12 protein-coding genes and 2 pseudogenes are annotated in these 18,338 nt (G+C 59.3%); 8 read left to right on the top strand and 6 right to left on the bottom strand.

Annotated elements, in window-relative coordinates; genetic code table 11:
• Positions 1-1,241 precede the first annotated feature (1,241 nt).
• Genes NKI16_RS32530 through NKI16_RS32540 form a run of 3 tightly spaced genes read left to right on the top strand, consistent with a single transcriptional unit; the run spans position 1,242 to position 2,845 of the window.
• Positions 1,242-1,757, top strand: a complete 516-nt coding sequence (locus tag NKI16_RS32530) for an SDR family oxidoreductase (RefSeq protein ID WP_352924551.1) — start codon at positions 1,242-1,244, stop codon at positions 1,755-1,757.
• Positions 1,754-2,482 (top strand): SDR family NAD(P)-dependent oxidoreductase, encoded by a 729-nt coding sequence (locus NKI16_RS32535; protein ID WP_352924531.1) that lies wholly within the window; start codon positions 1,754-1,756, stop codon positions 2,480-2,482. The genes NKI16_RS32530 and NKI16_RS32535 overlap by 4 nt, the downstream gene beginning before the upstream one ends.
• Positions 2,483-2,518: 36 nt before the next feature.
• The gene (locus tag NKI16_RS32540; protein WP_352924553.1) at positions 2,519-2,845 is read left to right on the top strand and encodes a hypothetical protein; all 327 of its coding nucleotides are present in this window, start codon (positions 2,519-2,521) and stop codon (positions 2,843-2,845) included.
• A gap of 34 nt (positions 2,846-2,879) precedes the next feature.
• Here the strand turns inward: NKI16_RS32540 and NKI16_RS32545 are convergent.
• Positions 2,880-2,999, bottom strand: a pseudogene (locus NKI16_RS32545) (IS110 family RNA-guided transposase); the annotation flags it as partial.
• A gap of 285 nt (positions 3,000-3,284) precedes the next feature.
• Here NKI16_RS32545 and NKI16_RS32550 point away from each other — a divergent pair.
• The 4 genes from NKI16_RS32550 to NKI16_RS32565 all read left to right on the top strand — a co-directional run bounded on the left by NKI16_RS32550 (position 3,285) and on the right by NKI16_RS32565 (position 8,967).
• Positions 3,285-4,937, top strand: coding sequence for an ABC transporter substrate-binding protein (locus NKI16_RS32550; RefSeq protein WP_352924533.1), 1,653 nt, complete (start codon positions 3,285-3,287; stop codon positions 4,935-4,937).
• Positions 4,938-5,070: 133 nt separating this feature from the next.
• Positions 5,071-5,478 (top strand): N,N-dimethylformamidase alpha subunit family protein, encoded by a 408-nt coding sequence (locus NKI16_RS32555; RefSeq protein WP_352924535.1) that lies wholly within the window; start codon positions 5,071-5,073, stop codon positions 5,476-5,478.
• Positions 5,468-7,681 carry a N,N-dimethylformamidase beta subunit family domain-containing protein gene (locus NKI16_RS32560; protein WP_352924537.1) on the top strand — a complete coding sequence of 738 codons (2,214 nt, stop codon included), beginning with the start codon at positions 5,468-5,470 and terminating at the stop codon, positions 7,679-7,681. The genes NKI16_RS32555 and NKI16_RS32560 overlap by 11 nt, the downstream gene beginning before the upstream one ends.
• Before the next feature lie 337 nt (positions 7,682-8,018).
• Positions 8,019-8,967, top strand: a protein-coding gene (locus NKI16_RS32565) for an IS630 family transposase (protein WP_352924539.1) whose coding sequence is annotated in 2 segments (ribosomal slippage) — positions 8,019-8,354 and positions 8,356-8,967 — 948 coding nt in all. Because the reading frame shifts where the segments join, the coding sequence is not laid out codon by codon here.
• Between the two features lie 122 nt (positions 8,968-9,089).
• On the opposite strand, the gene NKI16_RS32570 is transcribed toward NKI16_RS32565, so the two are convergent.
• The 5 genes from NKI16_RS32570 to gabT all read right to left on the bottom strand — a co-directional run bounded on the left by NKI16_RS32570 (position 9,090) and on the right by gabT (position 15,536).
• Positions 9,090-9,692 (bottom strand): Mov34/MPN/PAD-1 family protein, encoded by a 603-nt coding sequence (locus NKI16_RS32570; protein ID WP_352924541.1) that lies wholly within the window; start codon positions 9,690-9,692, stop codon positions 9,090-9,092.
• On the bottom strand, positions 9,659-11,440 hold the full coding sequence (locus tag NKI16_RS32575; RefSeq protein WP_352924543.1) for a ThiF family adenylyltransferase: 1,782 nt from the start codon (positions 11,438-11,440) through the stop codon (positions 9,659-9,661). The genes NKI16_RS32570 and NKI16_RS32575 overlap by 34 nt, the downstream gene beginning before the upstream one ends.
• Positions 11,433-12,650, bottom strand: coding sequence for a nucleotidyltransferase domain-containing protein (locus NKI16_RS32580; protein ID WP_352924545.1), 1,218 nt, complete (start codon positions 12,648-12,650; stop codon positions 11,433-11,435). Before NKI16_RS32580 ends, NKI16_RS32575 begins: the two co-directional genes overlap by 8 nt.
• A 13-nt stretch (positions 12,651-12,663) precedes the next feature.
• Entirely contained in the window at positions 12,664-13,860 is a 1,197-nt protein-coding gene (locus NKI16_RS32585; protein WP_352924547.1) for an SAVED domain-containing protein, read from the bottom strand.
• Positions 13,861-14,240: 380 nt separating this feature from the next.
• Positions 14,241-15,536 carry a 4-aminobutyrate--2-oxoglutarate transaminase gene (gene gabT / locus NKI16_RS32590; RefSeq protein ID WP_352924549.1) on the bottom strand — a complete coding sequence of 432 codons (1,296 nt, stop codon included), beginning with the start codon at positions 15,534-15,536 and terminating at the stop codon, positions 14,241-14,243.
• A gap of 382 nt (positions 15,537-15,918) precedes the next feature.
• On the opposite strand from gabT, the pseudogene NKI16_RS32595 reads away from it, so the two are divergent.
• Positions 15,919-17,566: pseudogene (locus tag NKI16_RS32595) on the top strand (MFS transporter).
• Positions 17,567-18,338: the final 772 nt, after the last annotated feature.

An 18,338-nucleotide genomic window follows, 5' to 3' on the forward strand; every position in this document is an offset into this window, starting at 1 on the left:
AAAAACATCTTTTGTGACTGCTTCAGCTATTTGGCCTGAGGCGAAATAAGAAATTGGCCAAACAAGCCTGCGTCGCAGACCTAACAAAGCTGACAGAATGTCGGATGGCGTCACTTCAGGCGGCTACATGTTGACGTCGGGGAGCCACAACGGCAGGCGACGCCTTCTCCTCCCCGCGTGCGGCAGGGCTGTTCTGGGAAAGTGTCTGAATGGAAAGGCGCGGGCGTGTGCCCCGTATGACGGCGGCTCTGGTTTTCGAGACTCAGAGGGGACGAGGCATGCGGTTGCTTGCGGAGTGGGTTGTGCAAGAAATTCAGAAGCTTGCTTTTATGGACGGAAAGTAGCGCCTAACGATTCAGCCCATCTAGGAGACGTAGGACCAATCCCGCGAGTTCAAAGAGACTGTCGGAAGGGCTCAACGCTTTGATATAGAATATAGATCGGCCAGAATGGGCCACTCGTGATTGAAACCGCGGTCGGACATGGGATAGGCGCAATGCGCTTGAATGACGGGCGATTCCGCTTCGTCTCGTGGTAGGAAGCTTGATCATTTCCGGGAAACGCCGGGGCCTGACGCACTGTCGGCTTTGTCGAGTCCTTGACGATGGCGTTCGGCTTCGTTGCTGATGCGCTCTCATTTAAACCTCTGAATAATATGCAGAACATTCTTTTTGACGCGCCTTCTGCTCCGTTGGCACGACTTTTGAGTAGCTAGGCAGCAGGAGCTGCCGACGGCGGGTGGGAGAAAGCGCCCCGCGTATTTCCAGGCACTTGGCCAGGGGAAGCCTTAATGGACGAGGGGATACCTTCCGCGGCAAATGGCGAAACTCAGGAGCGCGACGCGCAGCTTGGAGAACTCACTGCTCAATTCGCTCACCGGTTGGTACGCTGCCCGGTCGCCGAGGGTCTTCATGAGCGCGCTGGATTATCGGGGCGTGCGAAGGACACCACGGCTGGCTCCCCTTCTGGGTGTCACGCCACCTCTTGTATTTCGCCACCTGCGACGTGCACCTGCCGGAACATTGCAAAACCGGGGTCGCATCGGAGTGCTGGACGAAACCGGCGCCCGGCACCAGATCGATCACCCCTCCGGTCTCTTAAGGCAGATTGCGCCTGCCCTGACCATTCCCCTTCTCGGACGGACTGGAGAATCTTTTGCGCGACGCCTTTGAACCTGAGCCAGTTCGTCCTGGCGTAGAGCGGAGGCTCGGGCACCCAACAGGAAAGAGGCTTCAGTGCAGATGCTCGCATCACGATTCAGATTGAAACTTCGGACATCGAGTAGCGCGCTGCGGGCTGCCCGGGCGGCTGCCTCGAGCGATGTTGCGCATGGCAGTCAGATCAGGCCCACAGAGCCGTCCGCCCTGGTCGAGAGATTTGTCCTCGGTGTCGCGTACCGCACACTCGAGGCGGGAGCCTTCCGGGGGGGAACGCAACTATCAAGCTTGCGGTCGCAGTGGGCGGCGCCGACTGCACCGCCCAAGACAGCACTTGCGTCGCTAACACAGTGGATGGGCCGCGACCACGCGGGACAAGATGTCCGGGTCAAGGCGGTCTGCCGCAACGAATTCGACACGCTGATGCTGCGCACCGGTTTCGCCATGCGCGGGCTGGACCCGAATAGGGCGATGGCCGACCTGGACGACTCGGTGCCGCTTGGTCGCAACGCAAGGCTGGAAGACATCGCTGATCTTGTGCTGTTCTTGGCGACCGATGCCGCGCGTTGCATGTGCGGCGGCGGAAAGGCTGTCGCGTGACCCGCTTCGCCGGGAAGGTCGCTCTGGTAACCGGCGCCAGCAGCGGCATTGGAGCAGCAATCGCCAGCAGGCTTGCCGGCGAGGGAGCCAGGGTCTTTGCGGTTCAGCTTGAGGAGGCTGGGCGCATAGAAACGATAGTCGCGGACCTTTGCGACCCCGACGTTCCGGCCGTGGTCGTTGACGACGTCGTTCAACAGGCCGGCCGCCTCGATGTCCTCGTCAATAACGCTGGGCGCATGATTGAAGCGAAGGTAGATGAGACGGGGCTGGACGAGTGGCGACGCACAATGGCGCTCAACCTTGATGCTCCTTTCCTGCTGATCCGTCGTGCCATGCCTCATCTTTGCAGAAGCCGCGGCGCCATCGTCAATATAGGCTCCATAGAGGGATTGGCGTCCAACCCCGGGCATGCGGCCTATTGTGCCTCGAAGGCAGGGCTGCATGGCCTGACGCGTGCCGTGGCGGTCGATGGCGGGCCAGACGGGGTACGTTGCAACGGCGTGGCTCCTGGCTGGATCGATACGGATCTCAACGTCAATTTCGTCGCCGCTTTGCCCGAGCGGGCGAGGGCGAGGCTGGGTGCCATTCATCCGTTGGGTCGAACCGGCCGTGTCGAGGAAGTCGCGGCTATGGTCGCATGGATTGCTTCCGACGAGGCTTCATTCGTCACCGGCCAGATCTTTGTCGTGGATGGTGGCCGCACTGCCAAGCTAAGTCTTCCATGAATGTAAGATCGCCTTCCGAAGGACCTCGAACCGGCGGTGTGGAACGCCATTCTCCCGCCGGAGCAGGATCGCCCGGCTTTTGAAGACAGGCTCGGCTGCGATTGGGGGATCATCGGTCCGGCTGCGCGGGACTGGCGGCTGCGCGGGCGCCTTATCTGTCAGCTGCGACCTAGCGGCATTGTCGTCGTGCTGAACGCGCGGGGGCACGAAGAGACCCGCGCGACGCAATTCAGGCTTCTCGGCGAATCTGCCGCACAATTTAGCCCAGAGCTAGGCCGAAAATACACCGTTGTTAATCGGTCGCAGGTCGGATCGTCCTTGGCGATTGTCATTACTCAGCTTTTGCCGAGCGGCAAGCAATGATGCGGCGATTCGCTTCAATTTCAGGCCTGTACGAGAGATCGCGAATACGCTGCTCTAGCTTCACCGTTCCCACAACGCCGACCTTAAGGCCGAAGTTGCATAGAAGGCGGATGTCGTTCTCGATGGCGGCTCCCTTTCTTTGCAGCAGCTTGTGTTTCAAATGCACCAGGCGCGTACAGCGGCATAAAGAGATCGATCGGGGACGGCTCGATCGTGACTTGGCGCCGCATGCCTAACCAGTACGGTGCCGACTAGCAAAAAAATCGCCTGCCGGTTGATTTTAATTCGAGTGCCCAGCTACCCCCACTTCTGTAGCCTATGGCCTGCGTCAATTGAACATTCCGGCGGAAGCTCAGCTCTTGCGTTTTATCGTGCAGAAGATCCCGCGCTTTCCGCGCTTGTACAAAGCCACTGTCCTTAGCCAATTTGGGAGGTTCAAATGGGGTACTTTACTAAGCATGGCAAGCCTATGCCTAAGGTCTTCGATAGTCTCGCCGCGGAAGCAAAAAAGGACGGGATGGACCGGCGCGAGTTCTTGGGGCTCGCTTCCGTCTTCGGTGCGTCGACAGCCATGGCGTACTCGATGCTGGGTGCAATGCCGCCGGCGCATGCCGAAGAAGTGCCTAACAAAGGCGGAACTCTGCGAGTTGCTATGCAGGTTTTTGGTCAGAAGGACCCTCGCATAAATGACCTTCCGGTACTAGCGAACGTTTACCGCCAATTCCTCGAACCGTTGGTAAAATACACTACTGAATACACGTTTGAACCCAGGCTTCTTGAGGGTTGGGACACGAATGACGACGCGACGGAATATGTTCTGCAACTGCGGAAGGGCGTCAAGTGGAACAATGGCGACGAATTCACTGCCGATGACGTGATGTTCAACCTGCTGCGCTGGTGTGAAAGGGACGTGCCTGGGAACTCAATGGCTGCGCGGATGGCCACGCTCGTTGATGAAAAGACGGGCAAAGCACTGGAAGGCGCCATCACAAAAGTTGACGACCACACGATTAAACTGAACCTGCCCAAACCCGATATTACGATCATTCCGGGGTTTGCCGATTATCCCGCGCTGATCGTTCACCGTGACTACGAAAAGAACGGGTCGGACCTCGTTGCGCATGCCGTAGGGACGGGGCCGTTTGAACTAGTGTCATGGGACGTGAGCCAAAAGGCCGTCCTGAAACGTCGAACAAACGGAAGCTGGTGGGGCGGTGAAGCCTACTTGGACGAAGTGCAATTCATTGATTATGGCACCGATCCGTCCGCTCTTCTGAGCGCTTTCGAATCAGGTGAAGTCGATGCGAACTATCAGACGTTCGCAGATTATGTCACCATATTTGATGACCTCGGTTTCGTGAAGTCTGAAGCGAAAACGTCCACAACCCTAGTGTGCCGCGCCCACGTCACTACTGAGCCGTACGACGACCAGCGGGTGCGCAATGCACTGCAGTTGGCAGTCGACAATGGTGCTGTGCTGCAACTTGCCGCCCATGGCTACGGCACCGTTGCCGCGAATTATCATGTCGCGCCATTGCATCCCGAGTTTTACCCGGTCCCGGAAAAGAAACGGGATGTTGAGGCTGCCAAGCGCCTTATGGCCGAAGCTAACCAGATGGACTTCGAACACGATATCATCAGTAATGACGAGGATTGGCATAAGGACACGGGCGATGCAATTGCGGCGCAGTTGCGCGAGGCCGGATTCAAGGTAAAGCGTACCGTTCTACCCAGTAGCACTTTTTGGAACGACTGGTTGAAATACCCTCTGTCGACAACAAACTGGAACATGCGGCCATTGGCCGTACAAGTCTTGGCGCTTGCCTATCGCAGTGGCGCAGCATGGAATGAGGCGGCGTGGTCAAACCCGGAATTCGATAAGAAACTCGATGTGGCGTTGACGGTTCCGGATCCACAGAAGCGCAAGGCGCTCATGCAGGATGTTGAAACGCTCCTGCAGGAATCTGGCATCATCATACAACCTTATTGGCTTACCTTGTTCAATCATTCGACGAAGCAAGTTAGGGGCTACGCGATGCACCCGACATTTGAGATCGACCTCGGTAAGGTTTGGCTCGACCGAGCCACATGAGGCACTGCTGGTCTGATTATGGGCTTCGTCGGGCACGACGAAACCCGCATCTCGCTATCAGCGGAGGTGCCATCTCTCGAGGGGTTACAATGCACGGGTCAAAGGTTTGGCACGCTATGCCGGGACGGCCGCTATGACGACCGACCGTTCGAGTGCGGAGTTCGGGAAGTTTCAATCGGAGTACTCGCCTGAGAGTGCCGGTACGGCCGCGGCCCGCTCTGCCTTGGCGGGGTTTTTCGGTCGTTCTGACCTAGTCCGCGAGTTCCTGGTCGCACCTTTCGGCCGCCACAGCGCCGAGCTTGGCCTTATTCTCGAGGTCATGCGCTCACAGCCGGTAGCTGGCAAATGGATCGCCATTATGACCCGGCCGTATAGCGAATGGTGTGCTGCGCGCTGGTCGCTGGATTTGCCCATGCGGGTGGTCGAAGTGGCGCCGGCACGTTTCCAATCGCGCGAGGAAGTTGAGCGCTGGGTGTTCAAGCAGCGTTGGCAGCACCTCATCGGTCCTCTCCCAATGCAGGAAGGTGGCGATGATGTCTGATCGCCCAGCGATTCTTGCTTATGCCAACCGCGACAGCGTTGTACCTGGCGAAAGCATTGCTTTCGCTGTGAGCTGTCTGAAACTCGACAGCTTCGAATGCGACTTCGTCCGGCTGCTCGGCTGCGACGCCGGGCCGGAGATGCCACCATTCCGCCCGCCCGTCATGGCGGCGCCGGAGACTCGGCGTTATCCCGGACGTGAGCAGCCCCTTCGTGCCGGCTCCTGCATCGAGGTCGAGGGGTCGCAGCGCTTATCGGATCTTAGGTTGGTAACGGTTTGTGCCAATGTCATGCCGACTCTCATTGCTGGCCAACCGCGCTGCCTGCTCAGTACTCTGACCGCCGGAGGAGATGGGGGAATGGCCTTGCGCCTGGAGGCAGACGGCTGTCTGGCGGCGATTCTCGGAGGTCCCGCTGAGCCGCGCACCTACCGCCTAGACAAGCCCTTGCCTCTCTGGCTCTGGAGCTTCGTTGCGTTGAGCTATGATGCTGAACGCCGTCAGCTGCTGGTTGTGACGCGTGGTCTGAAATCTGGGACACATGATCATATTGGCGCAAACTGGGTTACTGTGGACGACGTGGAGCCGCCCGTCCCAAGCGATGGTCGCCTTTTGATAGCGGCCGAGCGGGACCACAGTGGAATTCCCCATCACCACTTCAATGGCAAGATCGAGCGTCCCCGCATACTGGCTGCGGCGCTGTCGCTCGAACTTCTTAACGATTTGGCTTTGCGCAGGCCGACGGAACCTTTGAGCTGGCCCTGTCTGGCCGATTGGGATTTGCTGAGCGATCCAGCGTCAGAAATTGTTCCAGATCAATCCGGTTGTGGCCATGACGGCGTTTGCATCAATCAGCCCACCCGTGCCGTCCAGGGTTCGAACTGGGAAAGCCCAACCATGGACTGGCGCAGCGCGCCTGAACAGTACGGCGCGGCTCATTTCCACCATGACGATATTGAGAACCCCGGCTGGCAGGAAGACCTTACGCTCACCGTGCCCATCGACTGGCCAAGCGGCTGCTACGCTGCGCGCCTGCGCGGCGCGGATGCTGAGTTTTATGTTCCGTTCGTTGTGCGGAAGCCTGCCGATGTTACCAGCGATGTTGCCTTTCTGGCACCGACTGCAACTTACGCGGCCTATACGAACTTGACTATGCAGCGGCAAACCAACGAGTATAACCTCGGTTGTGTCGCCTCCTCGTACACGCCGCTCGATCTTCTGGCCTTTGAACATCCAGGCCTAGGTAAATCGCTCTATGATCCTCATGATGATGGCAGCGAGCGTAGCATTGGATCGCTGCGACGGCCGGCGGTAAATCTACAGCCCGGAGGATGGCTTTGGAACTTCCAGATTGATCTTTGTTTACTCGGATGGCTTGCCCACGTGGCTCCGGATCACCAGACACTGACAGACGAAGACCTCGACCGTGAGGGCTTGGCGGCTCTGGATGGCTGTCAGGTACTTGTTACCGGAAGTCATCCTGAATACTGGTCCCTCTCGATGTTGCAGGCTCTTGACGGCTTTCTCGCGAGAGGTGGACGGCTTATGTATCTCGGTGCCAATGGGTTTTACTGGGCAATCGATTTCCATCCTCAACGAGAAGGCTTGATTGAGATCAGGCGACGGCGTCCCGGAAACGGTCGCTTTGGCGCTGGCGAAGCATACAGTAGTTTTATTGGCCGCCCATGCGGGTCGTGGGCGGATCTAGGCAGACCCGAACAATCCTTGGTGGGTATTGGGTATTTGACCGAGGCATTCGACCGCAGCAGCTATTATCGTCGTCTCGAGGCCAGTGAAGACCCCCGAGCTCGCTTTATTTTCGAGGGTATAACAGAAGATATCGTTGGCGATTTCGGCATCACCGGCGGAGCCGCCGGACTTGAGATTGATGTAGCTGATGTAGAGCTAGGTACGCCGCGTCACGCGCTCGTGGTAGCGTCCTCCGAGCAGCATGGAAGTTCATTCGCGCGCACACTGGGAGGGCTTAACTATTTCACCAGACTGTGGAACGATGCCCCAAGGGAGCCCATTCGTGCCGATATGACGTTCTTTGAGACACCGGCAGGCGGCGCGGTCTTTTCTGTCGGCTCGATAGCTTGGGGCAGTTGCCTCCCGCACGCCGGCTATGTCAACAATGTCGCACGCATATCTGAAAATGTGCTACGCCGCTTTCGCGATATGACACCCTTCCAAATCCCTGAGTAATCGCGGCAGTCGCTTGAGGTAGAGATCTGATAGCCTAACGATCAACCTCTCGGACCCTCCGGTCTGCCAGATCATGTTCAATGGCACGTCTCTGACACTACAACTCACGCAGGAAGCAGGCACCGATCCCCTATTCTGGACCACTTCGAACCGCTGCTCGACGGGACTTTCACGTCGACGCGATCACCGTGTTCGAACAGGAACGTCCTGACGCCGATTCTAGCCCACGTCCCGGCGCGAGCTTTAGAGCGGTTCCTGATTTGACGGAATCGAAGGGGATTCCGGATCAGTCGGTTTTGTGATTCAAGATGCTGGCTGGAGTGGAGGCCAGCATCGGATGACGCGACCTCTTTCGGATGATCTTCGCGAACGTGTTGTGGCGGCGGTTTTGGGTGGCGAGAGCCGCCGGTCGGCCGCGAAACGGTTCGGCATTTCGGTTTCGGCGGCGGTGAAGTTGTTGCAGCGCCATCGGGCGACTGGCTCGGTTGCGCCTGGCAAGATGGGCGGACATCGCAAGAGGGTGCTGGAGCCGCACCGTGCCTTCATCGAGGCGCGTGTGCGTGAGACGCCGCATCTGACACTGCATGGTCTGAAGGATGAGTTGGCCGCACGCGGGGTCAAGGTCTCGCACAACGCGGTCTGGATGTTCTTGAGGCGCGAGGGCCTGAGCTTCAAAAAAAACGCTGTTCGCCCTTGAGCAGGCGCGCGCTGATATTGCCCGCAGGCGTCAGCGATGGCGCTCTTGGCAGGCCGGCCTCGATCCGCAGCATCTGATCTTCATCGACGAGGCCTGGATCAAGACCAACATGGCTCCGCTGCGCGGTTGGGGGCCGAAGGGCGAGCGGCTGCGCGGCTTGGCCCCGCACGGCCACTGGCGCACGCTGACCTTCCTCGGCGCGCTGCGCTGCGATAGGCTCGCGGCACCTTGCGTCTTCGACGGGCCAATCAACGGCCAATGCTTCCGCGCCTATGTCGAGCAGCAGCTCATCACCGTGCTGAAACCCGGCGACATCGTCGTCATGGATAATCTGGGAAGTCATAAGTCGGCGGCCATCAGGCAGATGATCAAGGCGGCCGGCGCCAGGCTTTGGTACCTACCGCCCTACTCCCCAGACCTCAATCCGATCGAGCAGGCCTTTGCCAAAATCAAACACTGGATGCGCCAAGCTCAGAAACGTACCGTCGAGGACACTTGGCGCCACATCGGCCACCTCGTTGAAACGATCGAGGCAACCGAATGCAACAACTACTTCGCAAACGCCGGCTACGCTTCCATCAAAACGTGAAAGGCTCTAGTGCACGGAAGCTCTTGTCCGAAGGCAACACTGGCCCTTATGGTAGGCCCGCGCGGCACCGGGAAAAATACGCTACTGAGGCTCGCAAGAACACACGCGCGAGTGACGAACGGCTATTGCTCTTGGTTGAGACCGTTGTCGTTCAGTTTATATCTCTGCCCATCTGGCGCCAAGCTGCGGGTAGATGAAGTCAATGAAGAATTGGTCGACGCGGCCTTCCGCGAAAATACCAACTCATTGACGGAAGATTTGTCGCAAACAGAAACGTACATTCCGTCCGGAACTGGGTTCCTGCCCACGATCACCATGATAAAGCCATTCAGCGCGTGGTGGGAGCGGCGAACGCAATCGGCGATGTTTCGGCGGTCGATACACGAAGGCGATGCGATATCCTCCGGGTGCGTATGCCAGCAGCCTACAAAATGCAGCCTGCGCGAAAACATGTCATTGATCTCACGCTTTTCGGCCCGCTCGTCGGGCCGATAAGAATAGCGGGTCCGGCGATCTCCGCGCCTCGGGCCGGTAGCAACGTCGATGTCGATCACCGGAAGCTGAAATCGCGTAAATAGAAGTCCACCGGCCTCGTTCTGCCAAAAGCGCGTTTGACGGTGTTGGTTGAAGTGCTCCAGAACGCCATCGCTGAACGCGAGCGATTGTCCCGATTGTCCGATGGAGAAGGAGATCACGCCGCCAGATCCTTCGCGGCCCGGCTCCATCGTCTTTCGACCATGGTCGCGCCGTCGAGCGCTTGCGGAGCGATGGCTCGCAGTTCGTCACTCCATGCGCCGCCCACAGCTTCCACGAAGGCGCGGCGCGCGAGCCAGATGCGATGTGTTGCCGACGCCGCCTCACCGAGAAGGGCGTCGAGTGCGGTCTGCGCCACCATCGAGGTGATGAATCCCAACTCGACAGGGCCGTAGGCATCGAACGCCGCTCCACAGGCAGGCTCATACCAGCGGGTTTCATGTGCCCAACGTGTGGCGACCAGGTGCGGCGATCCGTTGGCATCCAGTCCGTCGCGCAGGCGGTCGCGGCCGGAGACGACGATCGCGTGCCCGGCAGCGGCATGCGGCTCCGTCCAACCATAAACGATTGGAAAGCGTCGCGTTTGGACAGCCTGCCATTCGTCGAGAAGGGATTCGCTCGGCCAATCGCCAAGTGCCGAGACGATGAGGTCGACACCGCCGAGGGGACAGTCGGCGCGAAGCAGAAGGTCCTGCACGAGCGAGTTATGACACTCCACCTCGACGTGCGGAAGGTCCGAGCGGATACGCTTCGCGAGTTCGATTGCCTTGGCCGCGCCGATCGAGCCGACTCCGAGAGGGTGCCTGCCGACATTGGCGCCCGTGAAGGTCTGCTTGTCGACGAGGATGAGCTTTCCGACCCCGGCTCGGGCCAGCGTCATCGAAACCGGTCCGCCGACTGATCCGCATCCGAGAACGGCGACGGTCGCCTTGCGCAGCGTGGGAATCCGCGGATCGCGGTCCCGTCCGTGGACCCATGTCGGATCGACGCGTGCGACCGAAGTGCGGTCGGCGGCATTTCCTCCGAATAGTCGGGCGTGTAGCACGTTCTCGGGCACGCGCGAGGGGCGAAACCCGGCGATCAGCGGATCCGATCCTCGAACGAGCTTAGGTCGATTGACGACCGTAGTTGCGAGCGCGGGTCCGTTCTCAGTACTCGCGCCCAGCATCACGATCAGCCGTTGACGCATCTCGCGGGCAAGTTCGTCGAGATGGGCGGCGACGCCGGCGCGGGCAGCGATATCGTGGACGTCCTTCGCCGAGGAGGGGTATTCCGACGGCAGCGGGACGACGTCCATCCAGACCAGCAAGCCGCTATTGAAGCGGAGCTCGGCTGCGGGGATTGCCGGAGCGAAATTGCGAAGCCAATCGCGCAACGTGCCGTCATTGTCGGCGATGATAGTTCTTCTTGCTCCTTCCCAGATACTGACGGTCCGCGATGGCGGCGCGGGTTCGAGCAGCGACAGGATGGTCCGGGCCTGTCCGCGTCCTGCATGATGCCAATATGTGAGAAACTCGCTTCGGAAGTCGCCATTGCGCTCGCCGCGGATCAGCGCTTCGATCAGATCGAACGTCATCTCAAGCAGTTCGGCGATTCCGGCGTACGGATCGTCGATGGGAAACGTGGCGTGATCCGGCACCAGACAGAGCGCGCCGTCGCTTTCGACATGGGGCCAAGTCAAAAAGGAAGGACGATCGACCAGCGCGATCCGCGCGGGCGCAAAAGGAAAGGCCGCGGTCACCAAAACGTCGAGCCGGCGTCGGCGATCGGAAAAGTCGCAGTCGAATCGCCAGCCGATTTCGGGGAAGCGCCCCCCGTAGCTAGCGAGTTGTCTGGCGTCGAGCCTTAGCGGGCGCAAGCCAACTTGCTGCCAGCATGATTCAACGACGCTGACAGCTGAGTTGAAGCGCTGAGCGAGAGGGTCGACACCCTCAGGCATTCCGGCGATCTCCCTCCATACGGACGGCCGAATTCCGCGCCTGCGCCTCGCTGCGGACGAGACCGGCGGTCAGCAGGGCCGGTGTACTGAGCCGAGCGGCCGAACGTCGCCGCGTCTGGTCCGCAATGCCGGCACCAACGCCCTTGGCAAGTTGCTCGGTGATCAGTTCCTTGTTCGACAACTGCGCCAACGCCGTGAAGTCGGCGCGGGCCTTTCGCAGCCAGTTGTGGAATTCCTTCTCCCGCTCTGGATGCTCCTTCCACTTGTCGGCGAAGTTCTCCAGCGGATCGCTGGGATTGGCAATGAGACGGCTGCCGTCCGCCGCGGTACCGATGAAGCTGTCCATCTTCGTCAGGATCACGAACAGCGCCTCGGCGATCTTCTCCTCTCCGTCGTAGGAGTGGGCGGCGAGCGTCGTCAGGATGATCGAGATCGGCTTATTGTCGCTGCGGTCGGTGTACATGATGTCGCGATGGCGCTTCAGGATCATGATTGCGTACTGCAGCGGGGTGCGGATCCGGTAGTCCGGAATCGGTTCGGTGCCGGCCCTCACGCCTTTCTGAAGAAGCTCTTGCTTGCGCTTATCGTAGGCTTTCGCCATGCGTGTCAGAAACCATTTCAGATAGCCGCGTGGATTTGACCGCTGCCAGTCGGCCGCGATAATCTGGTAGTGTGGGTGCCGGTTGTCGGTGATTGAGATCGCGGTCTCGGCGAGCGAAGCATCGAAGCCGCGCGTTTTCAGGAGTTGGGTCAGTTCGCCGCCGCTCGGAATTCCGGGCGTGACGTCCATATGGAATTGAGCTTCGTCCGCGTACGGCTGCCTCCAGCAGCGGCGATGCTCCTCCAGTGGCTTGATCATGTTTTTGCTGCGCGCGTATAGTCTCATTTCGGTTTCGAGCAGGCGCTTCAGATTGGCCTGCGTGGTCTCGTTCTTCGTCAGACGGTGAAACTCACAGACGGCATCGATGTCGTAGTGTTCGTCCGCAGTGAGTGGCGGCGTGACGGTACCGAGACCGAACGACCCCTGGACGTGGACTTGGGGCCCGTATTGCCGAATTGTCGACTCCGGTCGATTGAGCCAGTCGCCCAACGACTTGTAGCTCGTCGCCGCCTGTTCGTATCGACGCTCGGGAATTTCAAGTTCTTTGCTGAGGTCTTCGAGAACTTCGTGGGCCTCTTGAGTGATCGTCTGGCTCATATGCACGTTCATGAAAAACTCCTCGTTAGCTGGCGTGTTCAAGTTCATGGGCGAAAATGAAGCCGCCCAGCTTCTTGTTTTGGTCGTAGATCTTGAGAGCGGGGTGCGCCTTTGGCTGCCAGGCGCGACCAGCCTCGATGGCAGCGGAAACTGGAACGGCGGGAAAAACGTGCACGATCGTGTTCTCGCCATGGGCTACCTTGATGGCGTCCAGCGTTGTTCTAAAAAGACGCGCGAACTCGGCCAGATCGGCCTGGCTGCGCATGATGTCGTTATGGGCTCCGTCGGCGGCGATGGACCAGATAGCCGCATCGTTGCCGAGCACCGCGTGGACCCGCTCGTCTAGGACGGGTGCGCTGATCTCCAGCTTCAGCGCGACCTGACCGGCCAGACCGGACGGCCGCAGGACGTTGAAGCGGAGCGGCGGAGCCTTCGGATCCCACTTCCAGCCCTTGGGGCTGCGCAGCAACTGCCGGACCTCAGCAGTCGCGATGTCTGAGATCAGACGGCCGAGCTCGAACAGGAGCGGGATCGGCGCCAATCCGAATACTGTCAGGCGACGGATTTCCTGCCGCTCCATCCGCCCGCGGACTTTCTCGGCGAAGCCGGTTCGCAGGTTGCGGACTTGGATACGCCAGAAATCCGGTTCGTGATCGAGCAGATCGAGCGTCGCGAGATCGAGATCAATCCAACCGTCGTCAAGCGGATAGCGATCCGGAATCATCGACCATTTAAGGTCGCCTTTGGCCACGGGGGATTCGTTAGTCCCAATCCTCGCAGCGTATCGAATGACATGACTGCTCAGATCCTCGTCGATGGCTGTGACCGTCCGGATCCGGTCTTCGTGGCGGCGCTTCATCGCCATCAGGACATCCACTGGATGCTCGGTGACCATCTCGCGATCGAAAACGCGGTGGTGGCGGTCGCAGACCAGCATCAGGTTGTCGGGCTCTTGGGCAAGTTTGGGTGACAGAACCGAATCGCCCCGCGGCCCAGCCTCTGTGTCCGCAATGATGTGCCCGATATAGGCCGCATTGGCGTCGGCAGCTCCCGACACCTCGTCGCCAATCAGCAGGGCATTGCATCCCGCGTACTGACACCGTCCCGCAGCGCGGCCCCATACGATATTCTTGACCTTGTCCGGTAGCGGCCGCCGGCGGCCGCGGCGCGGCTCTGCCGGCACCTGATCTTCTTCCATCTCGGATTCTGCAACCAGACTCATGTTTTTCGTCTCAGGGTTGATTCACGATTCGCTCGACCTGGCATTTCGCGGCAAGCCTGAGCCCGCCGCGAAACCTCTTAATTGTCGCTCGGCGCCGACGGCACCGAGTAGCAAACTTACGTTGCCCCAAATAGGGACGTACTTTCAGGAGACGTACCTTGGGTCGAGGCCGCAGGAGCTCAACATTGGCTTCAAGTCCACGACTTTGGGTGTCCGACCAGCAAGGCGTGCTTCCCCACGACAGGGACGCTCCGAAATCGGCGCAGCAGCTTTAACTGTGTCTGCCGAAAGACGGCCGTCTGAACCCTACCGCCAGATCAATGTTTCCCAGGCGGCCAGCAGTTCCATTGGCTTACCCTCCGAGTGCTCCGCCTTCCGTGCTAGGCTTGGAGTTTAGACACATTTTCCATTGATCGACCAAGGATGGATATGGCTTCGTCCAGAATCTCGTTTGAGGTAGTGAGCGGCACAAGGAACCGGATCACGTTGTGAAAGCGTCCTGCCGAGGCCAGCAGCAGGCCGTTTTGAGCGGCTTCTTGGATGATTCTCGTGGTGACATCTGTCGCTGGCTCGCGGCTGACGCTATCCGTAACCAATTCTATGCCAATCATTGCGCCGAGCCTACGGATCTCGCCGATCTCTCCATGGTTGCTTCTAATTCGGAGGCGCTCAAATCCCGCTTGTAGGCGCGCACCGATTTCTTCCGCCCGAGTGAGCAATCCTTCGTTCTCAAGAACGTCTAGGACTGCCAGTGCGGCTGCGCATGCCAATGGATTACCCGCGTAAGTGCCCCCGAGCCCCCCGCGGTGAACCGAGTCCATGATCTCGGCCTTGCCGATCACGGCTGCAAGTGGCAGGCCGCCCGCAAGGCTCTTGGCGGCAGCTATCAAATCCGGCTGAACGTCAAAGTTTTCTATGGCGAAAAGTCTGCCCGTCCGTCCGAAACCCGACTGGACCTCATCAGCGACCAACACTATGCCGTGAGTGTCGCAGATCTGTCTAAGGGCTTTAAGGAATTCAGAAGAGGCCGGCAGGAAACCACCTTCGCCCTGCACCGGCTCAATAACGATTGCGGCTACTTCTGATGTATTGAGTTCTGTTTCAAACAGAGCATGGAGGGCTGACAGGGCGTCTTGCGTGCCGATTCCGCGATAGGCGTACGGGAACGGAACACGATAAATGTCTCCTGGAAATGGACCAAAACCCACTTTGTAAGGGTTTACCTGAGCTGTCATTCCTAGTGTCAGGAGCGTTCGGCCATGAAAGCTTCCACTAAAGACAATAATTCCCCGGCGGCCCGTGTGGTAACGAGCGATCTTAACTGCGTTCTCGACTGCTTCCGCGCCGGTTGTAACGAGCAGGGTCTTGGCTGGAGCCATCGGTGCAAGAGCATTTAGTCGCTCGGCCAAGGCAACATAGCCTTCATAAGGGGCAGTTCCAAAAAAGGTGTGAGTGAAGCGATTCAACTGATCGCGAACCGCTGCTACGATTCCAGGATGCGAATGACCAACAGCGAGGGCACCCATTCCACCCACGAAGTCGATGTAACGTCGTCCGTCAACGTCCCAAAGCTCTGCGTTAAGAGCTCTATCAGCGAAAATTGGGAACGCGCAGGCTACACCACTGGGAACCGCCGCTATGCGCCTGCTCTCAAGTTCGCGGTTTGTGACGCTCATATTTTGTTCCTCTGCCAATAGGCAAATTTCTTGGCTGCGGCCCTTTTAGTCGCCAGCTTGTTGGACTTGCCGATTAGCAGCGCGCGATCAAAGGGTTAGGGACGATTAGCACGTATCGAAGCCCTGCAAAGATGCAAAAAAATAGCCGGCCGGTTGACTTTAATTCGAGTGGCTCCCCGAGGTGGATCGGTAGATTTGCGTAGTACGTGAACGGCCGTGGGATACACTCGCGCATGTGCGGCGAGGTGGCCGACCGGGTGGAAATGCCAGTGGCGCTCGCCAATTTGCCCGAGCCTCAAAAAGCTTGCCCGGTCACCATGCTGCCCCCGCTCGACGACACGCGAGTGCAACTGGACCGGTAGACGAAAGGCAAGGCACAGCGATGAGCGAAGTGGCTGGCGCAGATGCGGATGTAATTTCGCCAGCGACGCCGCTCAAGAATCGAATCTTTCGTTTCATCTGGCTCGCCACGCAGGTCTCAAGTCTTGGTTGGCTGATGCAGACTGTTGCCATGAGCTGGCTGATGGCGATGATCTCGACATCCGATCTGATGGTTGCGCTGGCGCAGGCTTCATCGACGCTACCTGCGTTTATTCTATCTGTCCTCGTCGGGGCCATCGCCGACAATTTCAGCCGTCGCGGGGTCATGTTCGCCGGCTGGTGCCTTATGGCGGTGGCGTCTGCGATGCTGAGCGCTGTTGTGACGCTGGGCTTTGTCGACCCATGGATGATCCTCGGCTTCAGCTTCTTGATCGCATGCGGCGGCGCTCTCAACGATCCCGCTTGGCAGGCCTCGGTTGGCGACATTGTGGACCGGCGCGATGTTCCTGCTGCCGTTACCCTCCTCTCGGTCGACTTCAACACTGTACGGACCGTTGGCCCGGCGCTCGGCGGTATCGTGGTTGCCTCATTCGGCCTTCTGACGGCTTTCGCCGTAACCACGCTCACCTATCTGGTCCCTCTGGCCACCATATGGCGATGCAAGTGGAAGGTTCGCTTCTCACCTCTCCCGCGTGAATCCATGAGGACGGCGATCTATGACGGGCTGCGCTTCACGGCGATGTCATCGGAAATCAAGGCGGCGATCACCCGTGGAACCCTCTTTGGCTTGGCAAGCATCGCCATACTCGCGCTGCTGCCCTTGATTGTCCGCGATCAGCTGGGAGGAGGGCCTGTCGCCTACGGCGCGCTCATGGCCGGCTTCGGGACAGGCGCTGTCTTCGCCGGCATCTCCAATAACCTCTTCAGACGGATCTTATCACAAGAACGGCTGATGACCCTCTCCTGTGTCGCGTGCGCGGCGTGCTCCCTCTCCCTTGCGCTGACCTCTTCGCTTGCAGTGGCCGCAATTGCACTCGCTTTGGGCGGCGCGGGTTGGGTCACCGCCTGGTCGGGGCTTGGCGTGAGTGTGCAACTGGCGAGCCCGCGCTGGGTCGTGGGGCGCACGATCTCGATCTACTATGCGTTGATAGATGGCGGCATAGCGGCCGGCAGTTGGGTGTGGGGCACGGTGGCGCAGAACCATTCCCTGACCATGGCGCTGGAAGGTTCCGCCGGTGCTCCGTTGCTCGTCGCCGCGACAGGGGCCTTGTTTCCTCTTCGCGAGCGGCGCGAGTCTGCCCGATCCTTCGGAGGAATTCAACGCCCCGGCAGTCGCGCTTGATCTCAAGCCACGAAGCGGTCCCATCGTTGTCAAGGTTGAGTCTCTGGTAGCCGCGGAAAATGTGGAGGCCTTCCTGGATCTCATGCGCGAGCGCCGGCATGTAAACAGCCGCGTCGGTGCTCGGCACTGGACGCTGCAGCGAAACCTGCAGAAGCCTATGCAATGGACGGAGACGTTCCGTACGCCGACCTGGACGGACTATCTTCGCCTGAACCATCGTCTCACGGAAGCAGACAAGGAACTGGATGAAAGGGTCCTCCTCCTGCACGCAGGAGAGTTTCCACCTCAGATGACACTTTCGATCGAGCGGCCGACGGGCCCCAATCGCAAATCCGAGCAATCCGTTCCTTATTTTCTCCGCCGTTGACCCTCTCACAAGGCTGAGAGCACGTGACGAAATGCGGAAATTGTGGCTTTCATCGTTCGCCGTATTCGACGAACGGAAAGCGCTCGGGGAGTCGATACCTCATCGAATTGGTCGTCACTCCATCATATGTTATGAGGTCGCTCTTCGCCGCGGCATGGGACTCGAGGTTAACAAGAGCTCTGGTCCGTATTTTCGACCGCGGCTTTAGCCAACCGAACGACACGGGAGTACTCTCTTCACCGGATATCACCCGAAGCCCCAGCTTTCAGGTGCTGATGCGACCTTCTGGAGGTTCTCAACAATCTCGAGCGATGTACCTCATAGCCTCCGATTTGCGAAAGCATAGCAATAACTGTTAGTTTGGCGAGATTGCGCGGGAGTATTCGATGGGGTTTCGCGGCAAACAGGCACTGGTCACCGGCGGCTCGAATCGACCTGGCGAGCCGAGGCGTTGCTGCGCGAGGGCGTCGATGTAGCGCGATCGCTGCTCGGGAAGCCAGTCCCGGCCTGACCAGCCGTTGACGCCGCGTGCGTCCGCCTGAGAAACCAACGCGAAGCAGCCGGTGATTCTCGTTCCTGCGGCCAATCCAGTTGCATGCCAATCGGCAGGCCGCCTCTCGACTGAAAAAGGTGGCAGGCTGGCGGCCGTTGACCAGTGACGTTGAGGATTCCCGTGAACGGCGCGAATCGTACGCCTCCGGCGAGGGCCGCCTTGCGCGAGCATGGCACGGAAGCGAGGCTGCGCTCTTAAGGTCGTCCTTACGAGCGAAGT

The sequence above is a fragment of the Mesorhizobium sp. M0698 genome (assembly GCF_040320455.1).
GTDB lineage: Bacteria > Pseudomonadota > Alphaproteobacteria > Rhizobiales > Rhizobiaceae > Mesorhizobium.